The organism is Rhizobium brockwellii, from assembly GCF_000769405.2.
GTDB classification, from domain to species: Bacteria; Pseudomonadota; Alphaproteobacteria; order Rhizobiales; family Rhizobiaceae; genus Rhizobium; species Rhizobium brockwellii.
Window position 1 is genome coordinate 574534 of record NZ_CP053440.1, and the last position, 24184, is coordinate 598717.

26 protein-coding genes are annotated in these 24184 nt (G+C 59.3%); 11 read left to right on the forward strand and 15 right to left on the reverse strand.

Translation table 11 applies throughout. The annotated features are described in order from the left end of the window. Nucleotides 1-28 precede the first annotated feature (28 nt). From RLCC275e_RS26300 to RLCC275e_RS26315, 4 genes are all read left to right on the forward strand, one after another. Nucleotides 29-691, forward strand: a complete 663-nt coding sequence (locus RLCC275e_RS26300; protein WP_033184097.1) for a transcriptional regulator — start codon at nt 29-31, stop codon at nt 689-691. A gap of 131 nt (nt 692-822) precedes the next feature. Continuing rightward, nucleotides 823-1374 (forward strand): hypothetical protein, encoded by a 552-nt coding sequence (locus RLCC275e_RS26305; RefSeq protein ID WP_033184096.1) that lies wholly within the window; start codon nt 823-825, stop codon nt 1372-1374. A 754-nt stretch (nt 1375-2128) separates the two neighbouring features. Beyond that, nucleotides 2129-3049, forward strand: coding sequence for an ArdC family protein (locus RLCC275e_RS26310; RefSeq protein WP_033184095.1), 921 nt, complete (start codon nt 2129-2131; stop codon nt 3047-3049). Nucleotides 3050-3347: 298 nt separating this feature from the next. After that, complete coding sequence (locus RLCC275e_RS26315; protein WP_003554913.1) at nt 3348-3821, forward strand: VOC family protein; 474 nt, start codon at nt 3348-3350, stop codon at nt 3819-3821. A gap of 90 nt (nt 3822-3911) precedes the next feature. On the opposite strand, the gene RLCC275e_RS26320 is transcribed toward RLCC275e_RS26315, so the two are convergent. Continuing rightward, a complete protein-coding gene (locus RLCC275e_RS26320; protein WP_033184094.1) occupies nt 3912-4745 on the reverse strand; it encodes a helix-turn-helix domain-containing protein in 834 nt (277 codons plus the stop codon). Between the two features lie 286 nt (nt 4746-5031). Here RLCC275e_RS26320 and RLCC275e_RS26325 point away from each other — a divergent pair, with 286 nt between their 5' ends. Continuing rightward, a complete protein-coding gene (locus tag RLCC275e_RS26325; RefSeq protein ID WP_033184093.1) occupies nt 5032-5922 on the forward strand; it encodes a helix-turn-helix transcriptional regulator in 891 nt (296 codons plus the stop codon). Nucleotides 5923-6070: 148 nt separating this feature from the next. On the opposite strand, the gene RLCC275e_RS26330 is transcribed toward RLCC275e_RS26325, so the two are convergent. From RLCC275e_RS26330 to RLCC275e_RS26375, 10 genes are all read right to left on the reverse strand, one after another. Beyond that, complete coding sequence (locus RLCC275e_RS26330) at nt 6071-6907, reverse strand: alpha/beta fold hydrolase (RefSeq protein ID WP_003554910.1); 837 nt, start codon at nt 6905-6907, stop codon at nt 6071-6073. 61 nt (nt 6908-6968) lie between these two features. Further along, the gene (locus tag RLCC275e_RS26335; protein WP_003554908.1) at nt 6969-7655 is read right to left on the reverse strand and encodes a YoaK family protein; all 687 of its coding nucleotides are present in this window, start codon (nt 7653-7655) and stop codon (nt 6969-6971) included. Beyond that, complete coding sequence (locus tag RLCC275e_RS26340; protein ID WP_368389624.1) at nt 7652-7855, reverse strand: hypothetical protein; 204 nt, start codon at nt 7853-7855, stop codon at nt 7652-7654. Before RLCC275e_RS26340 ends, RLCC275e_RS26335 begins: the two co-directional genes overlap by 4 nt. Before the next feature lie 79 nt (nt 7856-7934). Next, nucleotides 7935-8843, reverse strand: a complete 909-nt coding sequence (locus RLCC275e_RS26345; protein ID WP_033184092.1) for a hypothetical protein — start codon at nt 8841-8843, stop codon at nt 7935-7937. A 354-nt stretch (nt 8844-9197) separates the two neighbouring features. Then, nucleotides 9198-9629, reverse strand: a complete 432-nt coding sequence (locus RLCC275e_RS26350) for a DoxX family protein (protein ID WP_003554904.1) — start codon at nt 9627-9629, stop codon at nt 9198-9200. Continuing rightward, the gene (locus RLCC275e_RS26355; RefSeq protein ID WP_033184091.1) at nt 9626-9835 is read right to left on the reverse strand and encodes a hypothetical protein; all 210 of its coding nucleotides are present in this window, start codon (nt 9833-9835) and stop codon (nt 9626-9628) included. The genes RLCC275e_RS26350 and RLCC275e_RS26355 overlap by 4 nt, the downstream gene beginning before the upstream one ends. A gap of 102 nt (nt 9836-9937) precedes the next feature. Beyond that, nucleotides 9938-11920, reverse strand: a complete 1983-nt coding sequence (locus RLCC275e_RS26360; RefSeq protein ID WP_033184090.1) for an amidohydrolase — start codon at nt 11918-11920, stop codon at nt 9938-9940. Beyond that, nucleotides 11920-12210: a XapX domain-containing protein gene (locus RLCC275e_RS26365; RefSeq protein ID WP_003554900.1), complete on the reverse strand. Its 291-nt coding sequence runs from the start codon at nt 12208-12210 to the stop codon at nt 11920-11922. Before RLCC275e_RS26365 ends, RLCC275e_RS26360 begins: the two co-directional genes overlap by 1 nt. 68 nt (nt 12211-12278) lie before the next feature. Further along, the gene (locus RLCC275e_RS26370; RefSeq protein WP_003554898.1) at nt 12279-12968 is read right to left on the reverse strand and encodes a hydrolase; all 690 of its coding nucleotides are present in this window, start codon (nt 12966-12968) and stop codon (nt 12279-12281) included. Nucleotides 12969-13063: 95 nt separating this feature from the next. Beyond that, nucleotides 13064-13996 (reverse strand): VOC family protein, encoded by a 933-nt coding sequence (locus RLCC275e_RS26375; RefSeq protein ID WP_003554897.1) that lies wholly within the window; start codon nt 13994-13996, stop codon nt 13064-13066. 118 nt (nt 13997-14114) lie between these two features. On the opposite strand from RLCC275e_RS26375, the gene RLCC275e_RS26380 reads away from it, so the two are divergent. The 5 genes from RLCC275e_RS26380 (at nt 14115) to RLCC275e_RS26400 (ending at nt 20032) form a co-directional block, all read left to right on the forward strand. After that, the gene (locus RLCC275e_RS26380) at nt 14115-15014 is read left to right on the forward strand and encodes a LysR family transcriptional regulator (RefSeq protein ID WP_003554895.1); all 900 of its coding nucleotides are present in this window, start codon (nt 14115-14117) and stop codon (nt 15012-15014) included. A 541-nt stretch (nt 15015-15555) separates the two neighbouring features. After that, nucleotides 15556-16215 (forward strand): ABC transporter ATP-binding protein, encoded by a 660-nt coding sequence (locus RLCC275e_RS26385; protein WP_003554893.1) that lies wholly within the window; start codon nt 15556-15558, stop codon nt 16213-16215. Beyond that, a complete protein-coding gene (locus RLCC275e_RS26390) occupies nt 16212-18614 on the forward strand; it encodes an ABC transporter permease (protein ID WP_033184089.1) in 2403 nt (800 codons plus the stop codon). Before RLCC275e_RS26385 ends, RLCC275e_RS26390 begins: the two co-directional genes overlap by 4 nt. Further along, on the forward strand, nt 18604-19674 hold the full coding sequence (locus RLCC275e_RS26395; protein ID WP_033184088.1) for a lipocalin-like domain-containing protein: 1071 nt from the start codon (nt 18604-18606) through the stop codon (nt 19672-19674). The genes RLCC275e_RS26390 and RLCC275e_RS26395 overlap by 11 nt, the downstream gene beginning before the upstream one ends. 139 nt (nt 19675-19813) lie before the next feature. Next, a complete protein-coding gene (locus tag RLCC275e_RS26400) occupies nt 19814-20032 on the forward strand; it encodes a helix-turn-helix domain-containing protein (protein WP_003554888.1) in 219 nt (72 codons plus the stop codon). Between the two features lie 74 nt (nt 20033-20106). On the opposite strand, the gene RLCC275e_RS26405 is transcribed toward RLCC275e_RS26400, so the two are convergent. After that, on the reverse strand, nt 20107-20715 hold the full coding sequence (locus tag RLCC275e_RS26405; protein ID WP_003554886.1) for a J domain-containing protein: 609 nt from the start codon (nt 20713-20715) through the stop codon (nt 20107-20109). A gap of 402 nt (nt 20716-21117) precedes the next feature. On the opposite strand from RLCC275e_RS26405, the gene rpsU reads away from it, so the two are divergent. Continuing rightward, nucleotides 21118-21357, forward strand: coding sequence for a 30S ribosomal protein S21 (rpsU, locus tag RLCC275e_RS26410; RefSeq protein WP_003554884.1), 240 nt, complete (start codon nt 21118-21120; stop codon nt 21355-21357). Between the two features lie 310 nt (nt 21358-21667). Here the strand turns inward: rpsU and hpaI are convergent, their stop codons facing one another. The 3 genes from hpaI to RLCC275e_RS26425 are packed head-to-tail and all read right to left on the reverse strand — an operon-like array spanning nt 21668 to nt 24166. Then, complete coding sequence (gene hpaI, locus RLCC275e_RS26415) at nt 21668-22480, reverse strand: 4-hydroxy-2-oxoheptanedioate aldolase (RefSeq protein WP_033184542.1); 813 nt, start codon at nt 22478-22480, stop codon at nt 21668-21670. A gap of 11 nt (nt 22481-22491) precedes the next feature. Further along, entirely contained in the window at nt 22492-23295 is an 804-nt protein-coding gene (hpaH, locus tag RLCC275e_RS26420; RefSeq protein WP_003554880.1) for a 2-oxo-hept-4-ene-1,7-dioate hydratase, read from the reverse strand. Between the two features lies 1 nt (nt 23296). Then, entirely contained in the window at nt 23297-24166 is an 870-nt protein-coding gene (locus RLCC275e_RS26425; protein WP_003554878.1) for a fumarylacetoacetate hydrolase family protein, read from the reverse strand. Nucleotides 24167-24184: the final 18 nt, after the last annotated feature.

The window sequence follows — 24184 nt, forward strand, 5'->3', positions numbered from 1 at the left end:
CACCGCAGATACCCAAGGCTCTTTTAAAGTGAAAAAAGTGCAGCGCAGCTTTGCCGTCGAGTACAAATCAGGTCGGCGAAAACTCAACTCCAAACCGAGCTCGATCTGGGCAGACACGGATCTCAAGTCCGTTGCGCAAGATATGCAGGACGAGGCAATGCCATTTATGTCATTGTCTCCTCAGGCACGAAGCACCGCAATGCTTGTATCCGAAGAAGAACAGGCCGGGCCATTATTGACACTGCCGATCGAGCAAGAGACAAATGCATCGGCTTTACAGGAGACCATAATGGCCGACGAAAAAGATACGACAACCCATGCTGACACGCCGGCCGCAGCCGCGCCCGATGTTCCGAAGAAGGTGCGCAAACCTCGCGCCAAGAAGGTGGTGCCTGAAACCGCCTCAGCCGCCGCTTCTTTGCAACCGGCAGCGGCTTCGGGTGCCAAAGCTGGAAAGCAGACGAGAGGACGCAAAGCAAAGCCTGACGAAGGGACGACGAGTGCCAAGCGTGTACCTGTCAAACGTGCTCCGAAGGCTGTGTCGATAGCGGCTGCACCGTCGGTGGCGGCAGTTGATGAGATCGCGGATCTTCTGCAGCTCGAAGAGGAAAACCAGAGACTGCGCAAGCTGCTGGCGGAGAAGCTCCGCGCTGAAAATGCCGATCTGCGAAAGCGACTCAACCTCGGTTGATCGGCAGCAGACGGTCAAGCGCTGGCCGCATTCTCATGCTTATTGAAGTTTAGATTTTGGCGGCGGTTCGTTCTGCCGCCAACGTTTTTGCTCGCAGTTTGCATACGCAGTAGAATTCGAGGTCGAATAAAATGGCGTCTCCATGGAAACTTCTTGCTGGGCTGGTGTCACGGCGACGCCCGCAGAAGCAAGAGCAGGACTCGACCGATGATGTGAAGCCGGACGTATCAGCCATCGTCGAGCCGACTGAAACGGCAACCGACAACCGGTCGAAAGCCGCAGACCGCGCGGCCAACGAAAAGCCGGTCACTCACGAACAACACAAGGCGGTGTCGCATCATGCCGAAGAAGCGGTAAGCAGTGTTGATGACACGGCAGATGTCGAAAGCGCGACGCGTGAGAAAGCGGTTGATCCGGCCTTGTCCAATGAGGCCGACGTAGCCGGGCAGCCCTCACCAAAAGCATTGCCAGTAGGCGAAGGTCGAACGCGAAAGCGCAGCAGGCGGAGCAACAAAGCGAAAACGATTGCTGTCGTTCTTCCACCTTCTCCAGGCGCTACCGCCGTTTCTGACGACGCAGTCAGCCTGGATGGAGAAATCAGGCTGCTCCGGGATCAGCTGGCGACGAAGCTTAGGCTGCAAAACGCACAACTGAAGAGGATGCTGGATCGGTTCCAGCGCTGAAATTGCCATTTCGTTCGTACCCAATCGCGGCCATTGTGCCTTGGCTAGGAGCGGGTATGAGCTGCGTTGCTCGCGAACTGGATAAGGTCTGGTTGGCCTGCCGCCCGAATGAGAGAGAGCAAGCAGCGGGGCTTTCATACGGCTGTGCTCAATTCCGATTCCGCCTGCCTTTGCCGAAATAACTCTGCGGTCCCTTCGTCTCCACCATCAGCCCGGCTGACCGGTTGGCAGTGACGTGAAGTCACCCCCCGGTGAGGTTGCCCGACCACAGTCCCACGAACATTCCGCCATCTGGCGACAATTGCAAAGGCCACCTCGCGCTCTTCGACGGACATCGATGAGAGAGTTTGAAGCGACATACTTCCGGCTTTGCTTGCCTCGCCAAACAAGAGCGCGATCGATCGTTGCCAGCCGGCTGTTAAGCCCATTCTCGCGCCATGCCTCGATGTTCATCGCTCAGGATGACGATCTTGATTGGCGCGTGATGTTGTATCGCACTCGGTTCCATTGCGATGTGTGCGACGGAATACCGGCTCACGGATTTGCCCTGTCCGCCTCCGCTTAACCTTCCACTTGAATTGCGGCCATCGCGTCCTGCCCCGGCTTTTGGTCCTGCCAGGCTCGCGCCGCCCGCAACGGCCTTGCCGTCCTCCACTGCGTTTCGGCCCTGCGGGTGCAGGCAGCGCTTGCAGCCCGGCTTTCGGACCGCCGTAGCAGGTCGCGATGGCCGCGACCTCGAAACGGAGGTTCAAACATGAGCAGGCAACAAACCAATCAACGATCCGATATCTACAGCCGCATCACCACCAAGATCATCGCCGATCTCGAACAGGGTGTGCGGCCATGGACCAAACCCTGGACGACGGGACATGCGGGAAGTGAGGTCAGCCGGCCACTGCGCCACAACGGCCATCCCTACACCGGGATCAACGTCCTGCTCCTCTGGTCGCAAGCCATCGCCCGCGGCTTTGCCTCATCGAGGTGGATGACGTTTCGCCAGGCAATCGAACTCGGCGGCGCCGTTCGCAAGGGCGAAACCGGCACAACCGTCGTCTTCGCCAGTTCGTTCGTCCGCACCGAGACGACCGAGACGGGCACCGAGATCGAACAGGATATTCCATTCCTCAAAGCCTACACGGTGTTCAACACCGATCAGATCGCCGGTCTTAACGGGCGCTTTGACGACATCGCACCTCACCAGGATCCGATGAGCCGCATCGGCAATGCCGGCCGCTTCTTTGCCAATACCGGGGCGCTGATCCGCCACGGAGGATCGGCTGCCTATTATGCCACTCACCGTGATTACATCCAGATGCCATGCCTGGATGCCTTCCGGGACGATGCCGCCTATGTCGCCGTCCTCAGCCACGAGATCACGCACTGGACCGCCGCACCGCGACGGCTGGATCGCGATCTCAGCCGCTACGCGAAAGACCGGAGCGAACGCGCCCGCGAAGAGCTCATTGCCGAACTCGGCAGCTCATTTCTCTGCGCCGATCTTGGCATCGTCCCCGAGCTCGAACCGCGCCCCGACCACGCAAGCTATCTCGATGGCTGGCTGAAGGTTCTCCGCCACGACAAGCGCGCCATCTTCTCGGCTGCGGCACATGCGCAGCGCGCCGTCGACTACCTGCATTCCTTGCAGCCGGAGCTCGACGAGGAGGAGGCGGCGTGAGCCGCCTCTTCCTCAACTGATGAAATGCTCGCATGATCAGGCCGCCTCCCGGGCCTTCCCAGGCCATACGTCTTCAAAGCTGCCGGCTATGAGGTTGAATAAATGGACACGCTTTAGCCCGCAAATCGCTCTCGGGCTTGTTAACTGCATGAATCGATCTTCTTGAATGCGGTCGCGATAGCTGCCGTTGCGCGGGCCATGGAATTTTTTTTGGAATGATGTCGGCTGCTGGATGGCTCATCCGTCTTTCAATCATGACGACGCTAAATCCTCACACCGAATTACGAAAGGGACTGAAATGGCCAAGAACACGATCTGCCTTTGGTTTGACAAAGATGCCGAGGAAGCCGCAAAATTTTATGCCCAGACCTTCCCTGACAGCGCCGTCGGAGCGATTATCCGTGCACCCGGCGATTATCCGGATGGAAAAGTCGGCAACGTCTTGGTTGTCGAATTTACTGTTGCCGGTGTTTCGTGCGTGGGATTGAACGGCGGTCCAACCTTCAAACACAATGAAGCTTTCTCATTCCAGATTTCGACCGAAAACCAGGAGGAAACCGACCGATACTGGAACGCCATCGTTGGAAATGGCGGACAGGAAAGCGAGTGCGGGTGGTGCAAGGACCGTTGGGGAATTTCGTGGCAGATCACGCCGCGCGTTTTGATGGATGCGATGCGAGCTGGCGGTATTGAAGCAAAGAGAGCTTTCGACGCGATGATGAAGATGCAGAAGATCGACGTCGGGGTGATTGAAGCGGCCGTTCGAGGATAGCGTCGCCGGCGGACGAGGATGGTGCCTCAAAGCGGCGATTGGGGATGCCGAATTCAGTCTATTCGAAACGGAGCTCTCTGCTCGGCTGGACTATACGTTTCGCCGCCAATTGCCAGGCGTTGCGCCAACGACACTGGAGAAAACCCTTGTGAAATGACTTTGATCGGCGAAGCCGCAGGCGATGGCGACTTCGGCGAGCGGAGCATTTGAAGTGCGCAGCAGGGTGCGGGCGCGATCTATTCGTTGGCTGACAAGCCATTGATACGGTGTCATGCCCGTCGTCTCGCGAAAGGCGCGAATGAAATAGCCGCGAGACAGATTGCAGGCCTGCGCCACTTGCTCGATCGAGATGTCCCCTTCAAGGTTTTCGAGAAGCAGACTTTTCGCCAAATGCTCGTGCATGCGCGACAGGCTTCGTGATCTGTTGGGGGTTGCAACGGACCGGCCGCCATAGCGTTGAACCAGATAGGTCCCGATGGCAGTAGTCATCTGGTCGATGAACAGCGCGCTGGCTTCCTCCGGTTTTTCGAGTGCCGGGATCAGCGCCCGAGCGAGGTTGGCAAGCACGATGTCTTTCGAGGCGGTTTCGGCCGCGAGCGAGGTGATGCCGGACAGTTCAGCACCATCTGCGATCCTGATGAGAGCCGCAGGCGAGATTTCGAACAGGAGAAAATCGAAAGAACCGCTGAGATCCGCTTTGTAGGCCTCGGCCAGATCGCGAATGTAGATCGAGTTCTCCGCAAAGTCGTGGGTCGTCACATGATGTTGGTGTTGGATTTGCCGCGTGTGACCGCCGATCGAAGAGACACCGACAACGAACCCGCGGTCGCTTGCCGATGTCATGACCTGATCGAGCCGCACGACGCTCGTTCCCTTGCGAAAGACCGCAATATCGGAACCTGCCAGCGCCTGGTCGATCGACAACTGTTTTAGAGCACATCCGAAAGTGTCGGTTGCCGTTGCGCCGAGTGATTTCACGTGACTGCCGGAAATAGGAACCAAGACGCTAAGCTTTCGTTTTTTGAAGACCAATCTCGCGGCTCAGCCCTTCAGCGCAGCCTTCTGCAAAATCGCAGAATCTCGTCGACGAGAATGCTTTTGTTCAAGATAGATGCTTCGAAGATGTATAGGAACTCTCAAATCGTGGCATCACGACGGTTGGGCTATACCGTTCCCAGCCCGGAGGATCGAGACACATTTGAGTGAAGCGTTGGCGGTCGGCGACAGGATTGCAGCATGTTTTGGCATCGATGCGGCGAGGGCCTTGGTCATCAGGCCTCTTCGCGAGGCGAAGCTTTCTGTCGTTCATCTTGACCACGTTTATGGAGATGCGCATCCTGTCTTCCTTCCGGCCGATGATGCCTTCCTGGTGATGCTTTATCTCGTCGATGTCGATCATCGCGACATTTGTCCGGACCAGACCGTCGCAGCTTTGAAGACCTATCCCAAAGGTTCTGTCTGTCTCATCAGTCTGAGGTATGGCGCCGCGATCTCGATTGGCGGTCATTTCGAGGCGCTTGCCTTTCATATCCCGAGCTCGCACTTTGCCGAGCTCGCCGAGGAGGCAGGCGAACCGCGCGTCGATGACCTCGCCACCTGCCGAGGGATAGACGATCAAGTGATCCGCAATATTGGTGGGGCACTGATGCCGATGTTCGACATGCCGGACGAAGTCAGGGATCAACTGCTTCCCCATATAGGGCTGGCGTTAAACGCGCATCTCGCCCATCGTTACGGACGCTCACCGGCACAGCGACTGTCGGCCAGCGGTCGGCTGTCTCCCATGCAGGAGAAGCGCATCAAGACGTACGTGGTCGCAAATCTGTCGGCCAACATCACCGTCGATCAGATCGCCGAAGCGACCGGTTTTTCAGTGGATGAGCTCCGTTCAGGCTTCTTGAATACAACCGGGCAGTCCGTTGTCGAATGGATGTCGGCGTACCGGATGACCAGGGCTAAATCACAGCTGAGCAGGACCGGTGATACCATCGCCCAGGTGGCCGCGACGTGCGGTTTTGCTGATGAGGACGCATTCATCGACACCTTCTCCCCGACTGTGGGAATGGCTCCGGCGGAGTGGCGCTCACGCAACCGCCACTAGGCGAGTTGAAGCTGGCGCGGCGCTGCACCGCGATTTTTTCCCTCGACCCCGGTTTCAAGGAAAAGCGCCGATAACGTCATGGTGAAGACAGCTTTAGACGCGATGTGCGCGGTCCGGATGCGGCACTGAAGCCGCACCCGGACTGACATCAGGCTTCGATGAACGCCAGCAGATCGGCGTTCAGGACGTCGGCATGGGTGGTCAGCATGCCGTGCGGATAGCCCGTGTAGACTTTCAAGGTGCCGTTCTGCACCAGTTTTGCAGATAGCCGGCCGGCATTGTCGATCGGCACGACTTGATCGTCGTCGCCATGCATGACGAGGGTCGGAACGGTGATCGCCTTCAGGTCTTCCGTCTGGTCGGTTTCGGAGAAGGCCTTGATTCCATCGTAATGGGCCTTGGCGCTGCCCATCATGCCCTGCCGCCACCAATTCTGGATGACGCCCGGGTAGACCTTCGCGTCGGCCCGGTTGAAGCCATAGAACGGACCGGTGGGGAAGTCGATGAACAGCTGCGCGCGGTTTTCGGTGACGCCCTTGCGAATGCCGTCGAACACTTCCAGTGGAACGCCACCTGGATTTGTCTCGGTCTTCAGCATCAGCGGCGGTACGGCGGAAACCAGAACCGCCTTGACGACGCGCCCGGCCGGCTGGCCGTATTTTGCGACGTAGCGGGCGACTTCTCCCCCGCCGGTCGAATGGCCGATATGAACGGCATTCTTCAGATCGAGCGCCTCGACGACAGCGAAGGCGTCGGCGGCATAGTGGTCCATGTCGTGTCCGTCGGAAACCTGTGCCGAACGGCCGTGACCCCGACGGTCATGTGCGACGACGCGGTAACCCTTCGACAGGAAGAACAGCATCTGCGCGTCCCAGTCGTCCGACGAAAGCGGCCAGCCATGGTGGAAGACGATCGGCTGGGCATCCTTCCGCCCCCAATCCTTATAAAAGATCTCGACGCCGTCCGTGGTGGTGATGTAGCCCATTCGCTTGTCTCCTTGATTGAGGTGGGGTGGAAAACGTTGGCCGCCGATCGCGGGTGAGCAGCTATTTTGCGTCGCCTTCCGGCGTCTCGATCTCCGCGATCAGCGCCAGGAGACCGAGCAGCGGCGGGATCGCAAGGCACCAGATGCCAAGCCACATGAAGGCCGCGGCCGCGACACCGCAGCCGCTGGCGAATGCGCAGACGCTCGTCAGCATCTTGATCATCCGCTTCTTGGCGGCACTTTTCGCTTCCAGGCTTTCCCCGCGAATGACATCAGCCAAATCGATCATGATCTGGGTGGTGTTGCCGGTCATCATCGTCGTCGGTGGTGCCTTCGCCAGATGGATTTTATGCGCGGCGTTCTGGATCGCCATCGCTGCCACGAGCACCATTCCCGTCAGGATCGCCGGCCATCCGTCCCCCTTCGGGAAAGGACCAAATGAAACCGCAAGGGCCGCTGCAACGATAAGCAAGAGCAGCTTCACCCTCATCATCGTGCTTAAAACCGGGTATTTGCGCCTGGCGAGCCAAAAGCTCGCCAGTCTGGTTACAAGAATGACAGCGCAGAAGACCGGCAGAGCAAGAAGCTTGGCGATAATCCCGGACGTGCCGAGCACAACGGCCGCGCCGAATGTCACGAAATTCCCTGTGACATGCGCCGTGAACAGCCCCTGAAGCGCCAGAAAGCCTGCTGTGTCGACGTATCCGGCGTCGAAGCTCAAGACCGTTGCAAGAGAGATTTTTTTCATACGTGCTTTTCCTTTGCCGTCTCGCCGCGGGAGAATCTCGGCTTGGCGCCGAGATAGCTTTTATTCTGGCCGCCGGCCTGGCGGATCGTTTCGCCGACGTCGTAACAAATGGTCTCGATGGCACCCGTCAGGCTGGCATTGAAGGCGTTGTCCACGCACACCTGGATAATAGCGCCCCTCGATGTGCCGCCGCGCGCCACGTTGCCTGAAACGGCGATGCTCGGTTGGACGTCGACGGCATCCTTGGTCGTCCGCCGTCACACCAGGCCGAGCGGCCGGTCATTCCGAGACAAGCGGTGCGTGGATCTCGGCGATGTATCCGCCGGGGAACTGAACGATGGCTGCCTGACGCTTGTCCGACTCATAAGGCTGGACGAGCACGGTCGCGCCGGAAGCGGTGGCCTTCGCGAGGGTTGCATCGAGATCCTTCACCGCGTAACCGGTGGTCTCATAGCCAAAAGGGTAGGGAAGATGGCCATCGGTCACGAGGACCGACATGTTGCCGAAGTCCGATGTGATCCGGACGCGCCGGTAGGTGTCACTCTGGCGACCGATCTCGACGCCAGGTGCCCTTCTGTCGTCGGAGACGATCTTGCCCTTCGAGAAGGTCAGGAAATCATTAATGAAGGCGCCGACGGAATCCTTTGAAACATATATCCTGTTTTCGGGGACCGTATCGAACTTGGGATAGTCCGGCGCCTTGGTGTGCCAGTAGAGCTGCATGTTGACGCCGCCCGGCCATTGGATGACGGCATCGCGGCCGATCGGATCAGGGAAGGCTTCGACAATGACCGAGGCCCCGGCATTTCGAGCATCCCGGATCGCCTGGTCCAAGTCCGTCACAAGATATCCTGTCCGTTCCTTGCCGAAGGGATGGGGGATCGGCGTCTTGAAGCCGAACAGCGAGACTGTGCCTGCGGGCGTTTGGATCAGTTGAGAAGTCGTGCTGCTCGGTGTCGGCGTCACCGTGGCGACGATCTGCTTGGTCGATGCACCGCCGAACGTGGCGACGAAACTCGCCGCGAAGGCATCGACGTCGGTTACCGGAACATAGACATGAGTGGTGTCGTATTGCGCGCCAACCGCCACGTTCTTGCCGGCAGCCCCTGCGGCTGTAGCAAAAGAGGCCATGATCGTAGCGACGGCAACGGCAACGGCGAATTTCAATCCAGCTGATGGAAAGGTCATGGATACATCCTCATGGTTAGGTCGGTTCCGGCGGGCATCTGTCAGTGAAGGGATAGTGGCTCAGGCGTTAGAATTGAACAATTACAATAATTCTGCCGATTGAATTGCCGATTTTGCAATAATGGGGACACGGAAGTCTGGTCGGACAGATAGTTTTGATGGCTGGTTATCGGCGATTTTGCGCGCCATTTCCTGGAGGTCGAGTTCATGCTTGAGCTGTCGCATGACGGCCTCGTGGATCTCGCCAGCTCGGTGCGTCCTCAAGATCTCAGCCCGACCGGCTTTGTTGGCCGCAAGGACGGCTGAGAAATGGAGGGATTTGACGTCATCATGGCAGGCATCGGACGATGCGCTCTATTTTCCTCTCGCGCGTCTGCGCAGGTCGACAAGAGCAACGAAGACGAAGGCACCGCTAAGACCGACGTGCTCGAAGAAGCCGTTCATGGCTGCCGAATGCTCGAATCCGGCCGGGATCTCCCAGAACCGCAGGGCAAGGATTGTCGCCATCAAGGTGAATATCGCCAAGGCAAGAGCCCCCAGCCAGCGCAAACGCCCCGAAAGGATGAGGGCGGACATGGCGAGTTCGAAGATCGGCACGCCGACTGCAAAAAGTGGCGCCGGAGCCAGCCCGAAATGGTTCATCTCGGCGACTGCCCCCTGGAAGTCGAAAACCTTCGTCAGCGGACCCTGGATGTAGGCGGAGCAGAGCGCGAGCAATGCCAGGAATTCGGCGACGGAAGCCTTGCCGGCGAAGCTGCCGGTTTCTTGAGCATGTATGGTCGTCATAGGAGTATCCTCAAAACACCTGTGATCGGGCCGACGTCGAAGCGATCATCGGGAGCTTGAATGCCTTCGCTGCCCTTGCCAGTGCGACCATGGCGCTGAGAAGGAACTGACGATCCGTCGATCCGACGCCAAAAGGCGAGACCGTCGTGTTGATCGATCATCTGAACGGCTGGCTGAGCCGGTTCAAGGAGTGGAATAGCGGACATGATTTCTCCGGGCTGAGGCCATTTCGCCTGGCCTCGAGGTTCGTCGGGAAGCCCCTCTACAGATCGTGCCGCAAAGGGAGCTTGTATCGGTAGACCGCGTTCTCACACGGCCCAGCAGGAGCAGCCAAGGGCGCCAAAGAAGCCCTTCAGGTCGGCGATCGGCAGCTTCGATGTCCAGGCACCGGCATGATCGTGGCCATGGACACCGCAATCGCTGGCGCAGCCGCAGGAGGCGATCGCCGTACGGCGCAGCGAGTGTCTGCCTGCACCATCGGGCTCGCCCCAGGCCGCATAACCGCCGAACTTGCGAACTGGTGACCAGTCCGGCATGGCGGGCGGGATATCGCTCTGATCCAGGGCGGCAAAAGTGCCGGCACCGTAGACGATCTTGCCGCCCACCATGGTGAGTTCCGACGTCAGGAACGAAATCTCGTCCTCGGCGCAGGCGAAGAAGTCCTTGTCCGGGACGACGAGATCGGCAAACTGGCCCTTTTCGATGCGTCCCTTCTTACCCTCCTCGTTGGAGAACCAGGTGACCTTTTCGGTCCACATCCGCAGCGCTGTCTCACGGTCGAGACAATTGGCACGCGGGTAGAGCTGCATGCCGCCGACAGTCTTGCCGGTGACCATCCAGGACAGCGAGACCCAGGGGTTATAGGAGGCAACGCGGGTCGCATCCGTGCCGGCCGAGACGTTGACACCTTTGTCCAGCATGCGCCGGATCGGCGGAGTGGCTTCGGCGACACCGTGGCCGTAGCGCTCGACGAAATATTCGCCCTGATAGGCCATACGATGCTGGGTGGCGATGCCACCGCCGAGTGCTGCGATGCGATCGATCGAGCGTTCCGAAATCGTCTCGGCATGATCGAAGAACCAGTTCAGGCCTTCGAGCGGGATATCCTTGTTGACCTTCTCGAAGACGTCGAGTGAGCGGCTGATCGTTTCGTCATAGGTGGCGTGAAGACGCCACGGCCAGCGGTTTTCGGCTAGCACCCGAACGACGTCTTCCAATTCCCCTTCCATTTCCGGCGGCATGTCCGGGCGGGGCTGGCGAAAATCCTCGAAGTCCGCGGCGGAAAACACCAGCATCTCGCCGGCGCCGTTGTGACGGAAATAATCGTTGCCTTGCTTGTATTTGACCGAGGCCGTCCAGTTGAGGAAATCCTCTTTCTCCTGCTTCGGCTTCTGGGTGAAGAGGTTGTAGGCGAGGCGGACCGTAAGCTGGTCCCCGTCAGACAGTTTCTGGATGACCGCGTAGTCGTCCGGGTAGTTCTGGAAACCGCCGCCGGCATCGATGACGCCGGTGATGCCCAGGCGGTTCAGTTCCCGCATGAAGTGGCGGGTCGAATTCACCTGATAGTCGAAAGGCAGTTTCGGTCCCTTGGCGAGTGTCGAATAGAGGATGCCGGCGTTCGGCTTGGCCAGCAGCAGGCCGGTCGGGTTGCCGTTGGCGTCGTGCGTGATCTCGCCGCCAGGCGGGTTGGGCGTGTCCTTCGTGTAGCCCACGGCCCTGAGTGCCGCGCCGTTCAGCAAGGCCCGGTCGTAGAGGTGCAGCAGGAAGACCGGCGTGTCGGGCGCGACGGCATTGATCTCCTCGATGGTCGGCAGGCGCTTTTCGGCGAACTGGTGCTCGGTGAAGCCGCCGACGACGCGCACCCATTGCGGAGCGGGTGTGATGGCCACCTGCCGCCTCAGCATGTCCATGGCGTCGGCAAGCGAACGGACGCCGTCCCAGCGCAGCTCCATGTTAAAGTTGAGGCCGCCGCGCACGACATGGGTATGGTTGTCGATCAGGCCGGGAAGCACGCGCTTGCCCTTGAGGTCGACGATCTTTGTATCGCGCCCGGCCAGCGCCATGATCTCGCTGTCGCTGCCGACCTCCAGGAACAGACCGTCCTTGACGGCGAGCGCCGTGGCGTTCGGATTTGTACGATCAAGCGTCGTGATCAACCCGTTGTGAAGGACGATATCGGCGTGCATGGCAGCGGCTCCGGTCGTGGAGGGATCGGCGGCATTGGCCGGCGAAAACAGGTTTGAAAAGGCGAGGCTCGATGCAGCGCCCAGGAATGTGCGGCGCGTCGTCATCAGCTTTTCCCCGGCATCGGATCGTCATGGGGCGGGTTCACCGCCACCACGTTTTGCCCGCCCTTCGGGAGGTGCCCGAACATGTGCGGCTTTACCTGGTGAAGCCAGGAGACGGCGGCAGGCTCACGAGCCCAGATGCTTTTTGCCAATGGCACGAGCTGCTCGCCGACAAGAATTCCAAGCAGCCCGATGAGCGCGACGACAGGCGGGGCAGGCGAGCGGACATTGAGGAGGCTGTAGATCACGCCAACCAGCAGGCCGGCACCGAGTGACAGGAGATAGACTTTCATGGAGAAGACCTTCGCTTGAGAAGCAATTTGCTCCGGCAGTTGGCGCACGACCGGAGCAATGCTCGCATCTACTTGGCAGGGTTCGGGCCGATCCGCTTGCCATGGCTGACCCGCTCGGCGCCGCCGTGGACGTGGGTGACGGCATAGTCGATACCCATGCCGTAAGCGCCGGAATGCTCCTTCACCAGCGACGTGACCGCGTCGTAGGTTTCCTTGCGGGCCCAGTCGCGCTGCCATTCGAGCAGGACCTGCTGCCAGGTGACCGGAACGACGCCGGCCTGTACCATTCGGTCCATCGCATATTTGTGGGCATCGACGGACGTGCCGCCGGATGCATCCGCCACCATGTAGATTTCGTAGTCGGTATCGTACATGCAGGAGAGCGCGAAGGTGGTGTTGCAAACCTCCGTCCAGAGGCCAGCGACGACAATCTTCTTGCGGCCATCGGCAGCGTGCTTGGCCAGCGCGTCGCGGACGTTCTGGTCGTCCCAGGAATTCATCGACGTGCGCTCAAGGATATCATTGTCCGGGACGACAGTGAGCAGTTCCGGGAAAGTGTTGCCCGAAAAGCTGTCGGTCTCGACGGTGGTGATAGTGGTCGGGATGTTGAATATCCTCGCCGCCTTGGCAAGACCGACAACGTTGTTCTTCAAGACCTGGCGGTCGATCGACTGAACACCGAAGGCCATCTGCGGCTGCTGGTCGATGAAGATGATCTGACTGTTCTGCGGGGTGAGGACCTGAAGCTTGCTGGACATCTCGTGTCTTCCTTTGACTAGGTTGATGGTAGGTAATGGGGCAGGGAAGGCGGCACGTCTTGAAAGTTATGCCGCCGTATTGTTGGAAAGCGACCTCAGGCGGCGAGCGGGGTCAGGCCGGCTTCGATCTGGTCACGATAGGGCTCGTAGCGTGCCGGCAGTTTCAAGACCTCGCCAAGATGTGCCGTGTCTTCGTCCCTGTCGAAACCGGGTTCGTTGGTGGCGATTTCGAAGAGCACGCCGCCCGGAGTGCGGAAGTAGATGGCCCAGAAATAATCTCGGTCGATTACCGGCGTGACCTGGTAGCCCGTGTCCATCAGGGCCTTGCGGACTTCGAGTTGCTTTGCGCGGTTCTCGACGGCGAAAGCGATGTGATGCACCGAGCCCGCGCCCTGCCTTGCAAAAGGCGTTTTCGGAAGGACCTCGAGGTCGATCGTGTCCGCACCATTGCCGCCGGGCATGATGAAGCGGGTCACCTCACCATCCGTTTCGGCGCGCTGGTAGCCCATGAAACCGAGCAGTTCGGACGTGGCAGCGGCGTCATGCAGGCGGAACTTTGCACCGGTGAAGCCGCGGATTCCGACGCTTTCGTCGATGCCGGCGCCGTCCCAGGCCTTGCGACCGTCGTTTTCCGCTTCGACAAGGGCAAACCCTTCGCCGTCAGGCCCCTTGAACAGGAGGCGGGCAGCGCCGAAGGCAGTGTCGGTATGAAGGTTGCCGGCTCCCTTTGCAGACAGGCGATCCTGCCAGAACGAGAGCGAGCCCCTGGGGACTGCGAACTGCGTTTCGCTGACTTCGCCAACGCCTGCGCGGCCGCGCATCACATCGGGAAAAGGGAAGTAGGTCATGACTGTGCCGGGAGTGCCGTTCTCGTCACCGTAGTAGAGGTGGTAGACCGCCGGGTCGTCGAAGTTCACGGTCTTCTTCACACGGCGAAGCCCGAGTGCGTCGGTGAAGAACGCATTGTTCTGACGGGCGTCCGAAGCCATCGAGGTGACGTGGTGCAGCCCTTTGATATCCTTGATCATGATGTTTTCCTTTCATCGCCGATGTCGTTCGTTGTGCGTGCTTGAAATCTAGTTCGCTTGCCTGCTGTCCGGAATTGCAATAAATATTTCGAGTGAATTGCTCAGGATGAAATAATAAATGAACGACTACAGGGCGCTTAGGACGTTCTTGATGGCTGCGGAAAAGCGCAACTTCGCGCAAGTCGCGCGGGAGCTCGATATGACACCAGCGGCGGTCACCAGAGCGATTGCCGCACTCGAGAACGAGTTGGGCGTGCAGCTTTTCGTGCGGACGACACGGCAGGTTTCATTGACGACCGACGGCGCGATCTATGCAGCCCAGATCAAGCCGGCGATGGAAGCATTGGAGAATGCACGCACTGACCTCATGAACACGCACAAGGCCGACCATGGTCGCCTGCGGATCAGTGCGCCGACCTGGTTCGGGCAGCAGGCTCTGCCCCCGATCCTGGCCGGTTTCAAAGAGTTATATCCGAAGATAAGTTTTGAGATTTCACTCGCTGACGGGCTGGTCAACATTATCGACGACGACTACGACCTCGCGATCCGGATCTCCGCGGCGCCGTCCGATAAGTTCACGATCTGGAGGAAAATCAGCATGGTCCGGCGTATCCTGGTGGCTGCGCCAGGTAGCCGATTTACGGAGATGAAGCATCCAAGCGAGTTGACCCCTGACGACTGTCTTGCATATAGCGGCGAGAGCAGGCGGGAAAACTGGGTATTGTCGGACGGTAGCGGCAGTGCCAACATCTCAGCGGGGCGGGCGTTCAGCGCCAACAGCGGCGAAGTCCTGGCGAGCATGGCGGCCGACGGGGTCGGTGTCGCCATGCTGCCGAAGTTCCATGTCGCCGAGTATCTGCGCACCGGGCGGCTGGTTCATATTCTGAAAAACTGGTCGCCGCCGGATCTGTGGCTGACGCTCTATTATCCGCCATACCAGTCGCTGCCGCCGCGCATCGCGTCGTTCTCTAAGTTCTTCGAGCAGCAGGTCCCTGCGTTCATGACCGCTATGGACTGAGTTGCCGCAAACTCCTGCCGGACCGAACGGCGTTCTTCGAAGGCGCCAATCCAGGCAACCGGGACCCAAGGCAGGTTTCATCCGGCGCCGCCTTCTCGGTGGACCGCATGGCATGACGATCCAGAGATCAAGATCCAGCGCACAGCATGCGGACCAGGGAAGGGTCGCGGCTTGCAAGGGTCACTTGGCAGATCCCATATCGAAGCCGGCTCGGATGGCTGCGAGTTGCGCCGGATTGTTGTGTGTGCGGAGGGCAAAAGACGGCCGCTCGAATATGGCGCTATTTCCGCCGATCAACCGCAGCGCCGGTGCAGCGGTATGGACGCCAGCGCACTATGAGGCAGCCTGCATTGAACGGGTAGCTTGGTTCTCGCAAGGTCCACGTTTCAGGCTGAAATTGACCGCTTGCACTGGCCAGTGATCAAGCAATGACGCAATCTCCTATTTTTGTGCTGCCGCACGGATCTTGCGATCCATCTCGAAAGTTCTTAGGTCACCGGAGGTTTTGCATTCTGCAAACTCCGTGTTCGAGAAGACCGAGATGATCCTCACCCTCGCAGGCGTTAGAAAATCCTATTCCACTGCGGAGAGCCCGATTGAAATCCTGAAGGGCGTCGATCTGGAAGTCGCTGCGGGCGAAAGTGTTGCTCTAACCGGAGAGTCCGGCAGTGGCAAAAGCACATTGCTGCATCTGGCAGGCGGGCTCGACCGTGCAGACAGCGGCTCGGTCGTAATGGATGGCAGCGATCTGGGGCTATTTGCAGAAAGCGAACGGGCCCGATACCGGAGAACGAAGGTCGGCTTGGTTTTTCAACAGTTTAACCTCATCCCATCACTGAGCGTCGCAGCCAACATCTCGTTCCACGCCAAGCTTGCAAACCGGTACGATCACGCTTGGGAAAGGCAGTTGATCGAGAAATTGGGGTTGGAAGAATACACCGCCCGATATCCCGAGCAACTTTCCGGAGGCCAACAGCAGCGCGTTGCAATCGGGCGAACCTTGGCTGCTCGACCTCCTCTCGTCCTTGCGGACGAGCCAACGGGCAACCTGGATGAGCAAACAGGCGATGTAGTCCTCGATCTGATGCTCAGCCTGGCCCGGACGGTGGGATCGGCTCTGCTTCTCGTCACCCACTCCACGAGGCTTGCAGGGCGTCTGGACCGAACGGTGGTCCTTCGCGGTGGGAAGATTGCCGAATGAACTTCGTCGCATTCGCAGCCCTGCTGTCACACTGGCGTCGGAGACCTCTCCAGCTTCTGACGCTGGTCATGGGGATTGCGCTGGCGACAGCTCTCTGGTCCGGCGTTCAGGCTATCAACGCCGAGGCGAGGGCGAGCTATGCCCGGGCGGCTTCGGTTCTGGAGCAAGGCAACCTCCGGCAGATCGTCGCCAAGGACGGTGACGGCATAGCGAGCGAGGTCTATGGCAGCCTGCGTCGAGCGGGTCTGAAAGTTTCGCCCGTGATCGAGGGCAACTACCGCTTCGGAAGCATAAGGATCAGATTGGTTGGTATCGAACCTCTGACGATGCCAAGGGACACCCGGAACCAGACCGTCGCCAGAAGTCTAGACCTATCCGGCTTATTTTCAGCCAGTGGACAGTTGCTTGTGTCGAGCGCGACTGCAGAGCGGCTCCGTGGCAGTACCGACATGAGCGTCAAAATCGATGGTAAAGTTCCTGACGGTGCTGCCTTCGTCGACATATCGGTCGCCGACAGGTTGCTCGACAAGCACGGGAAGATCGACCGCCTGGTGGTCGCGACCGATCAAAGGATCACCGCCGACGCAATCGATCCGGCGGGATTGACGATCCGCGAACCGGGTGAACAACCAGACGTCGCTCGCCTCACAGACAGCTTCCACCTCAACCTTACGGCTTTCGGCTTCCTTTCGTTCATCGTCGGGCTCTTCATCGTGTATTCGGCCACGGGCCTGACCTTCGAACAGCGTCGAGGCACTTTTCGTACACTCAGATCTCTTGGTGTCTCGCTTCGAGCATTGATCACGGTGCTCTTGATCGAGCTTTCGATGCTGGCGCTGATATCGGGCTTGATCGGCGTCATGCTCGGCTACGTCATAGCATGGCTCCTGATGCCGGGTGTCGCCGCGACCCTCAGGGGCCTCTACGGTGCGAATGTGTCAGGCTCGCTATCCATTCGGCCGGAGTGGTGGTTGGCTGGACTGGCGATTGCTCTCGGAGGAACCGCTGTCTCGTCTGCCCAGAGCCTGTGGCGGGTTTGGAAGCTGCCGATTTTAGCTGCCGCCCAGCCGCGAGCGTGGGCAAGAGAGTCGGCCAGATCGCTTGCCTTTCAAGCGGGAACGGGCGGAGTTCTGCTGATTTTGGCTGCTATCCTGGCGATAGCCGCGTCCGGGCTGGTGGCGGGTTTTGCGACACTTGGCTGCCTGCTTCTTGGAACAGCTCTGGTGCTACCTGGACTTCTTGCGGTCATCCTGACCAAAGCGCAGCATTTGGCACGAAGCGCCCTCATGGAATGGTTCTGGGCCGACACCCGCATACAGCTTCCCGGCTTGTCGCTGGCTTTGATGGCTCTGCTGCTGGCATTGTCGGCAAACATCGGCGTCGGCACGATGGTATCGAGCTTCCGGCTGACTTTCATCGGATGGCTGGATCAACGCCTGGCCGCCGAGCTTTACGTGACTGCCAAGGATGAGAAGGAAGCTGCGCGTCTCCGAGTCTGGCTTCCACCACGCTCAACGGCGGTCTTGCCCATCTGGAGCGTCGACGCCGAGGTGCTTGGTGAACAGACCCAGATCTTTGGCGTTGCGGACGATTCGACCTACCGGGAGCACTGGCCGTTGATCGCTTCCGACAACGACGTTTGGGCAAGGATCGCCGCCGGGCAGGGTGCTCTGATCAACGAACAGATGTGGCGTCGCGGCAAAGCCAAGATCGGCCAGCCGTTGGTCATGCCAGGAGGCTGGAGCGCAACTGTGGTCGGCGTGTACTCGGACTATGGAAATCCGAATGGGCAAGTGATAGTCGGGGTCAAAACGCTCGTCGATCATTACCGCGAGGTCCCGAAACTTCGCTACGGTGTCCGAGTTGCTCCCGAGCAAGCCCACGATCTCAAGCGTCGGCTGGTCGAGGAGTTTGGCCTTCCGGATACCGCCATCGTTGACCAGGCGTCACTTAAGCGGCAATCGAGAGCCATCTTCGATCAGACGTTCAAGGTGACCGGCGCGTTGAACGTCCTCACCCTTGCTGTGGCAGGGTTTGCCATGTTCTCAAGTCTCCTGACGCTGTCTGGTATTCGGCTTCCGCAACTCGCGCCTGTATGGGCAATGGGTGTACGGCGACGGGATCTGGCGCTCTACGAAGTTGCCCGGACACTTGCACTCTGGCTGGCGACATTTATGGCTGCCATACCGGTCGGTCTTACCCTGGCGTGGGTCCTGCTTGCGATCGTGAACGTGGAGGCTTTTGGTTGGCGATTGCCAATGATGGTGTTTCCAATGGACTGGTTTTGGCTGGGAGCAATTGCTCTTGCTGCTGCATTGCTGTCGGTGCTGGTGCCGGTTCGGCGTCTGGCCTCGATCAATCCTGCGGACCTGCTGAGGATTTTCGCCAATGAACGTTAGGAAGTCGGCATCTGTCGTGATAGCGGCGGCTATGATCTGCGCGAGCGGTCAGGCATTTGCGCAAGGCTTCGCCGGGTTGGGATCGGATGCGCAAGGTTTTGCGATCCCGGAGCGGGGTTCTGTTCTTTCTTTCCCCGCCGATCATGGCGCTCATCCTGATTATCGCATTGAGTGGTGGTATGTGACCGCCAATCTCAAAGACGAGGATGGCAGACAATATGGAGCGCAGTGGACGCTGTTTCGCTCTGCGCTGGCTCCGGGAGACAAGGCAGGTTTCGCGGATCCGCAGATCTGGGCCGGGCACGCGGCGATCACCACTCAAGGTCATCAGTACGTCGCTGAGCGCTTGGGGCGGGGAGGCGTCGGGCAGGCAGGCGTTGCCGCAAGACCATTTCGGGCTTGGATAGACGACTGGCGGATGGAGGGTAGCGAGCAAACCGGCTCGGACGCCTTTGGCAACCTTTCAGTCTCTGCGGGCGGGCCGGACTTCAGCTACACCTTAGACCTCAAGGCCGACGGCCCGCTCGTTCTTCAGGGGGAAAACGGCTTTTCCGTGAAGTCGGCGAACGGACAGGCGAGCTACTATTACTCGCAGCCTTTCTATGAGGTGGCGGGAACGATCACGACATCCGGAGCGCCGGTTAAGGTCACGGGCAAAGCCTGGCTGGATCGGGAGTGGTCGTCGCAGCCGCTTGCGTCCAATCAGACGGGGTGGGATTGGTTCTCACTGCATCTGAATTCCGGCGACAAGCTGATGGCTTTTCGCCTTCGTGATGACAAGGACGGGTTTATCTCCGCGAACTGGATATCGGCGGATGGACGAACGACACCTTTGTCGAAAGACGACGTCCAACTGGAGCCGACGCGGAAGGCAACAGTCGATGGGCGCCGGATGCCGGTTGAGTGGCGCATACGCGTGCCGAGTAAGTCACTTGATATTACGACGAAACCGCTGAACGAGCAGTCTTGGATGGCGACCTCTACGCCTTATTGGGAGGGGCCGATCAACTTCACAGGCTCCACGTCAGGTGTCGGATATCTTGAAATGACCGGCTATTAGCTGCTACGTCTCACACGTAGGTAACAGCTCCTACGTCGAACGGTGCGAACCGGTGGAAATCGCCCGGACCCGGGCAGTGCGTTGGAACTATGAAACTGTTTGGTACGTTTTTCGGCCCGCCAAAAGGAGCTTTAGCGACATGAACATGGCCTCGAAGATTGTGAAATCCCCTGTTGCCCGGTCCGTCGGCGGCTTGCTTGCGGAAGCTCGCGCGGCTCGCGGCTATTCGCTGGATGACGTTGCAGAAACCACTGGTCTGACTGTGGCCGAAGTGACAGCTCTGGAAAACGACACGGATTTCGACGCGTCAAGGATACGAAGGACCGCGGCCGCTCTAGGGGTTTTAGACAAGATTTGAAAGGCGCGTCGCGCACTACACAGCTTTTTCACGGCAGCGTCTTTCTGTTGACCCGCAGAGACTGTGTCTCCGATTTAGCAGAACCCGTTCAACTTGAGGATTTTATGGGCGTCGATTGCCGCCTGGAGCTCAGCTTCCGAGTTTCGATCTCCTCGGTTGGCGTCTGGATGATGTAGCTTGAGCATCTGCTTATAGCGGCGCCTGATCTCCTCGGGCGTCGCGTCCTGCGAAAGGCCGAGCGTTTCGAAGGCTTTCGCTTCCAATACCTTGAGCTTACGTCGCTGGAGATCAGTTTTCGTTGCCTGATGTTGGGCAGCACTTTTGCGTGCATTAAGGGCTTTTGCCGTCCCAGAGCGGACGGTCGAAGGAAGCGGCATCTCTGTCGCATGATCAACGCGGGTCCCCCACGTCTTACGGCTGCCGCTTGCTGCTTCCCTCTGATAGCGGGCGGTCACCGGATCAGACAGATTGCTCGCGAAATTATATCCCTTATTGTATTCTCTCGCATGTTGCGGGCAGAACACCAGGTACAAACCCTCCGCATCTCGCCCAACGGGCGCACGATTGGTGCCGCCGCTTTCGCAACCGTCCCACTGGCATTTCGACTGGTAAGGCTCGGGGGGAGGAGCTGATTTTTTGCTCGTTGGCCTCAGGCCGACAAAAATTTTCGAATCAAACGTCATCGCGCGTTATATGGCGGTTTTCATCGAACCGGCAAGCTGCCACGCGGTCGGTCGGCCCGGCTATAATCTCCTAATCCGGTCAAATTGGACAATGCTGCGGCTGCCCTTCGAGCAATCGTGGTGATCATCAGGCCGCCTCGCAGCAGGGCGCAAATAGGAAACTGGTACATCATCTCGTTCGATTTGACGCGGGCAACTCAGTCCAATTGAGAGGTTTTCAGTCATCCTTTAGCTGCGAAACCTCCGACCCTTAAATCGCTGGCAGAGCTTACCTCTAGCCCCATTCGCGATCGTGCCCATGAAACAGTGACGACAGAGACTTTAGGCAATCGGCATTCCAAGGCTTGATCATCAACGCGTGTGGATCTAATGAGGCGCGTTAGCGATCCTGGGAGTTTTAGAATGCAGGTTCTGGTACGTGACAACAACGTTGAGCAAGCGCTCCGTTTTTTGAAAAAGAAGTTGCAGCGCGAGGGCGTATTCCGGGAGGCCCGACTTCGGGAGCGTTTTGAAAAGCCCTCCGAAAAACGTGCTCGTGAGAAGGCCGAGGGAATCAGGCGTGTCCGTAAACTCGCTCGGAAAAAGCTTGAGCGGGAAAGCGGTATTTCGGCCCCCAAGAAAGCAAGAGCTTCTGGTCGCTAAAGGGGATCGAATGACGGATGTTCTGTCCGTCGAGGATAGGACTTCTTGTGTCCGAGACATTCCTTTCCAACACGCCGTACCGAGTTGAAACTGGTCGAAAGCGTCGACGCCCCTGGCGCCGTTTTATCAAACGCGGTGTGCAACCCGACACGGCGGCTGACTGCAGAACAGCTCGCCGCGCTTCAGGGGCCGATCCAGAGGATAGCGGCGTCTCAAGCATGTCCCGCATTACTGCGCGGTTGCGATCACGACATGCGGAAAACCAAAGACCTATAGCGCCGTCAGCCAATCTGAAAGACTGCGAGGCGCTTTAGTAGACCTTTGCCGTGTCGGAACTTCCGGTGATGGTCGCGCCACCTTTTCGAAAATCGGAGAGCTGGCGTGAAGCGCCGTTCGCCAGCAGGCTGACATCGTTTCCAATGGCGACGAAGGTGGCTCCAAGTTCCACATAGCGCCTGGCCAGCGCCTGGTCGGCGGTCAGGATACCCGCGGCCTTGCCGTGCGCCTGGATACGGATCAGCGCCGCTTCCACCGCCTGTTGCACCTCGACATCGCCGGGCCTGCCGAGATGGCCCATGTCGGCGGCAAGATCGGCTGGTCCGATAAAAACGCCGTCGACGCCGTCGGTGGTGGCGATGTCATCGAGTGCGGCCAGTCCGGCGCGACTTTCGATCTGCAGCAGCAGGCAAATCTCCTCATTGGCCGTCTGCAGATAATCGGGAATGCGGTTGAATGCCGAGGCGCGGGCGAGGGCGGCGCCCACCCCACGCATACCATGCGGCGGATAACGCACGGCGCGCACCATCGCCTTCGCCTGATCGCCGCTCTCGACCATTGGCACCAACACGGTTTGCGCGCCGATATCGAGGATTTGTTTCAAGAGCCAGGCCTCGCCGATCGGCGCCCGTATGATCGGATGGCTCGGCGAACCCTTGAGCGCCTGCAATTGCGCCATCATCAGAGGGATATCGTTCGGCGCATGCTCGCCATCGATCAACAGCCAATCATAGCCGGCATCACCCAGTATTTCGGCCGCATAGGGATTGGCGAGCGCGAGCCAGAGTCCCATCTGCGAACGCTTCTCCATCAAAGCCGCTTTGAAGGTGTTTTTTGGGGCCGGCATGGGGATCTTTCCTATGCGAAATAGCTGCTGACGGTGCCGTAGGATCCGAAATCGGCAACGATCGTATCGTTGTGACGTGCTTCGATCGGGCGAATGAAGGAGCCGGCAAGGACGATCTGGCCCGCCTCGATGCCATCACCATATTCAGCCAATCGATTGGCAAGCCAGGCAACGCCGCGCGCCGGCTGGTTGAGCACTCCGGCACCAAGCCCGGTTTCCTCGACCTCGGCGTTGCGACTGACAATTGCGCCCATCCAGCGCATGTCGACAGTGTCGGGTCGCGCCATGCGCCCGCCGAGCACGATACCGGCATTGGCCGCATTGTCGGAAATCGTGTCGACGATGGTGCGAGCCTTCTTTGTTCCGGGATCGACCCTGAGGATGCGCGTATCGAGGATTTCCAGGGCCGGGGTGATATAGTCCGTGGCGTTCAGCACGTCGAACACGGTGACGCCGGGGCCTTTCAGCGGAGCCTTCATGATGAAGGCGATCTCAGCCTCGATCCGCGGCTGGATGAAGCGGTCGGCAGGGACCGTCGCGCCGTCCTCGAACAGCATGTCATCGAACAGCACGCCGGAATCCGGCGTGTCGATGTTCAGGGCATATTGCATCGCCTTTGAGGTCAGCCCGATTTTCCACCCGATCACCTTGCGCCCGGCAGCGATCTTCTTCGTGACCCAGGCCGACTGCACGGCATAGGCGTCGTCCATCGTCATATGCGGATATTTGAGCGACAGAAGCCCCGTCTGTTCGCGCGTCCGCTCGGCGATGTCGAGACGCTCTGCCGCCTGCCTGATCTCATCTGAAGTCAGCATCTCACACCTCGTCAGCGATCGCGTTGCGCAAGATGCCGATACCATCGGCCTCGACCTCGACGACATCGTCGGGCTTCAGCCAGATCGGCGGATCGAAGCGGGCACCGGCACCGGTTGGCGTGCCGGTGACGATCACATCGCCGGGAACCAGCGTAGTGAAGGTCGAGATGTAGTTGATGATCTTGCGGAAGGAAAAGATCATCCGGCTGGTGCGGTCGCTCTGGCGGACTTCTCCGTTGACGCGGGTTTCGAGCTTGATGTCGGCGATCTGCGCCTCGTGCGTGAACGGGATCAGCCAGGGGCCGATCGAGCCGGTGCGGTCGAAATTCTTGCCCTGGGTGACGTTGAACTTGGCATGGCGGACCCAGTCGCGGATCGTGCCTTCATTGCAGAGCGACAGCGCCGCGATGTGGGACAATGCTTCAGCCTCGGGAATGCGCCGGCCGCCCTTGCCGATGACGATGACGATTTCGCCTTCATAGTCGAGCTGCGGGCTTTCCGGCGGTCGGATCAGCGGCTGATCGTGGCCGGTAAACGAGCGCGGGAAGCGGATGAACAGGGAGGGATTGGAAGGCGCGGCCTGCCCATCCTTGTATTCCTCGTTTCGGTCGGGGAAGTTTACGCCGACGCAGATGATCTTCTCCGGGCCGGGAACAGGGATTTCATAACGGATGTCCGACGCCGGAAAATCGGGCTCCAAGCTCGCCGCTTCCTCAGCGAGCTTCAATAGCACGCCGTCGGCTATCACCTCGCGTAGCGTTGGCCACTTCGTGCCATGGCGGGCGGAAAGGTCAATAATTCCATCTCCCGCAAGAAGGCCGTATCCACTGTGGCCGTTGCGGGTAAAGCTGACAAACTTCGGGTGCGACATCGTTTTTCTTCCTGTTCA

Excerpts from the sequence above, each read along its gene's own strand:
- RLCC275e_RS26385 (WP_003554893.1), top strand. The coding sequence starts at position 15,556 with ATGATCCTCACCCTCGCAGGCGTTAGAAAATCCTATTCCACTGCGGAG.
- RLCC275e_RS26315 (WP_003554913.1), top strand. The coding sequence starts at position 3,348 with ATGGCCAAGAACACGATCTGCCTTTGGTTTGACAAAGATGCCGAGGAA.
- RLCC275e_RS26395 (WP_033184088.1), top strand. The coding sequence starts at position 18,604 with ATGAACGTTAGGAAGTCGGCATCTGTCGTGATAGCGGCGGCTATGATC.
- RLCC275e_RS26310 (WP_033184095.1), top strand. The coding sequence starts at position 2,129 with ATGAGCAGGCAACAAACCAATCAACGATCCGATATCTACAGCCGCATC.
- rpsU (WP_003554884.1), top strand. The coding sequence starts at position 21,118 with ATGCAGGTTCTGGTACGTGACAACAACGTTGAGCAAGCGCTCCGTTTT.
- RLCC275e_RS26375 (WP_003554897.1), bottom strand. The coding sequence starts at position 13,996 with ATGATCAAGGATATCAAAGGGCTGCACCACGTCACCTCGATGGCTTCG.
- RLCC275e_RS26365 (WP_003554900.1), bottom strand. The coding sequence starts at position 12,210 with ATGAAAGTCTATCTCCTGTCACTCGGTGCCGGCCTGCTGGTTGGCGTG.
- RLCC275e_RS26350 (WP_003554904.1), bottom strand. The coding sequence starts at position 9,629 with ATGACGACCATACATGCTCAAGAAACCGGCAGCTTCGCCGGCAAGGCT.
- RLCC275e_RS26355 (WP_033184091.1), bottom strand. The coding sequence starts at position 9,835 with ATGTCCGCTATTCCACTCCTTGAACCGGCTCAGCCAGCCGTTCAGATG.
- RLCC275e_RS26305 (WP_033184096.1), top strand. The coding sequence starts at position 823 with ATGGCGTCTCCATGGAAACTTCTTGCTGGGCTGGTGTCACGGCGACGC.
- RLCC275e_RS26405 (WP_003554886.1), bottom strand. The coding sequence starts at position 20,715 with ATGACGTTTGATTCGAAAATTTTTGTCGGCCTGAGGCCAACGAGCAAA.
- RLCC275e_RS26425 (WP_003554878.1), bottom strand. The coding sequence starts at position 24,166 with ATGTCGCACCCGAAGTTTGTCAGCTTTACCCGCAACGGCCACAGTGGA.
- RLCC275e_RS26335 (WP_003554908.1), bottom strand. The coding sequence starts at position 7,655 with ATGAAAAAAATCTCTCTTGCAACGGTCTTGAGCTTCGACGCCGGATAC.
- RLCC275e_RS26380 (WP_003554895.1), top strand. The coding sequence starts at position 14,115 with ATGAACGACTACAGGGCGCTTAGGACGTTCTTGATGGCTGCGGAAAAG.
- RLCC275e_RS26330 (WP_003554910.1), bottom strand. The coding sequence starts at position 6,907 with ATGGGCTACATCACCACCACGGACGGCGTCGAGATCTTTTATAAGGAT.
- hpaH (WP_003554880.1), bottom strand. The coding sequence starts at position 23,295 with ATGCTGACTTCAGATGAGATCAGGCAGGCGGCAGAGCGTCTCGACATC.
- RLCC275e_RS26400 (WP_003554888.1), top strand. The coding sequence starts at position 19,814 with ATGAACATGGCCTCGAAGATTGTGAAATCCCCTGTTGCCCGGTCCGTC.
- hpaI (WP_033184542.1), bottom strand. The coding sequence starts at position 22,480 with ATGCCGGCCCCAAAAAACACCTTCAAAGCGGCTTTGATGGAGAAGCGT.
- RLCC275e_RS26345 (WP_033184092.1), bottom strand. The coding sequence starts at position 8,843 with ATGACCTTTCCATCAGCTGGATTGAAATTCGCCGTTGCCGTTGCCGTC.
- RLCC275e_RS26360 (WP_033184090.1), bottom strand. The coding sequence starts at position 11,920 with ATGACGACGCGCCGCACATTCCTGGGCGCTGCATCGAGCCTCGCCTTT.
- RLCC275e_RS26390 (WP_033184089.1), top strand. The coding sequence starts at position 16,212 with ATGAACTTCGTCGCATTCGCAGCCCTGCTGTCACACTGGCGTCGGAGA.
- RLCC275e_RS26370 (WP_003554898.1), bottom strand. The coding sequence starts at position 12,968 with ATGTCCAGCAAGCTTCAGGTCCTCACCCCGCAGAACAGTCAGATCATC.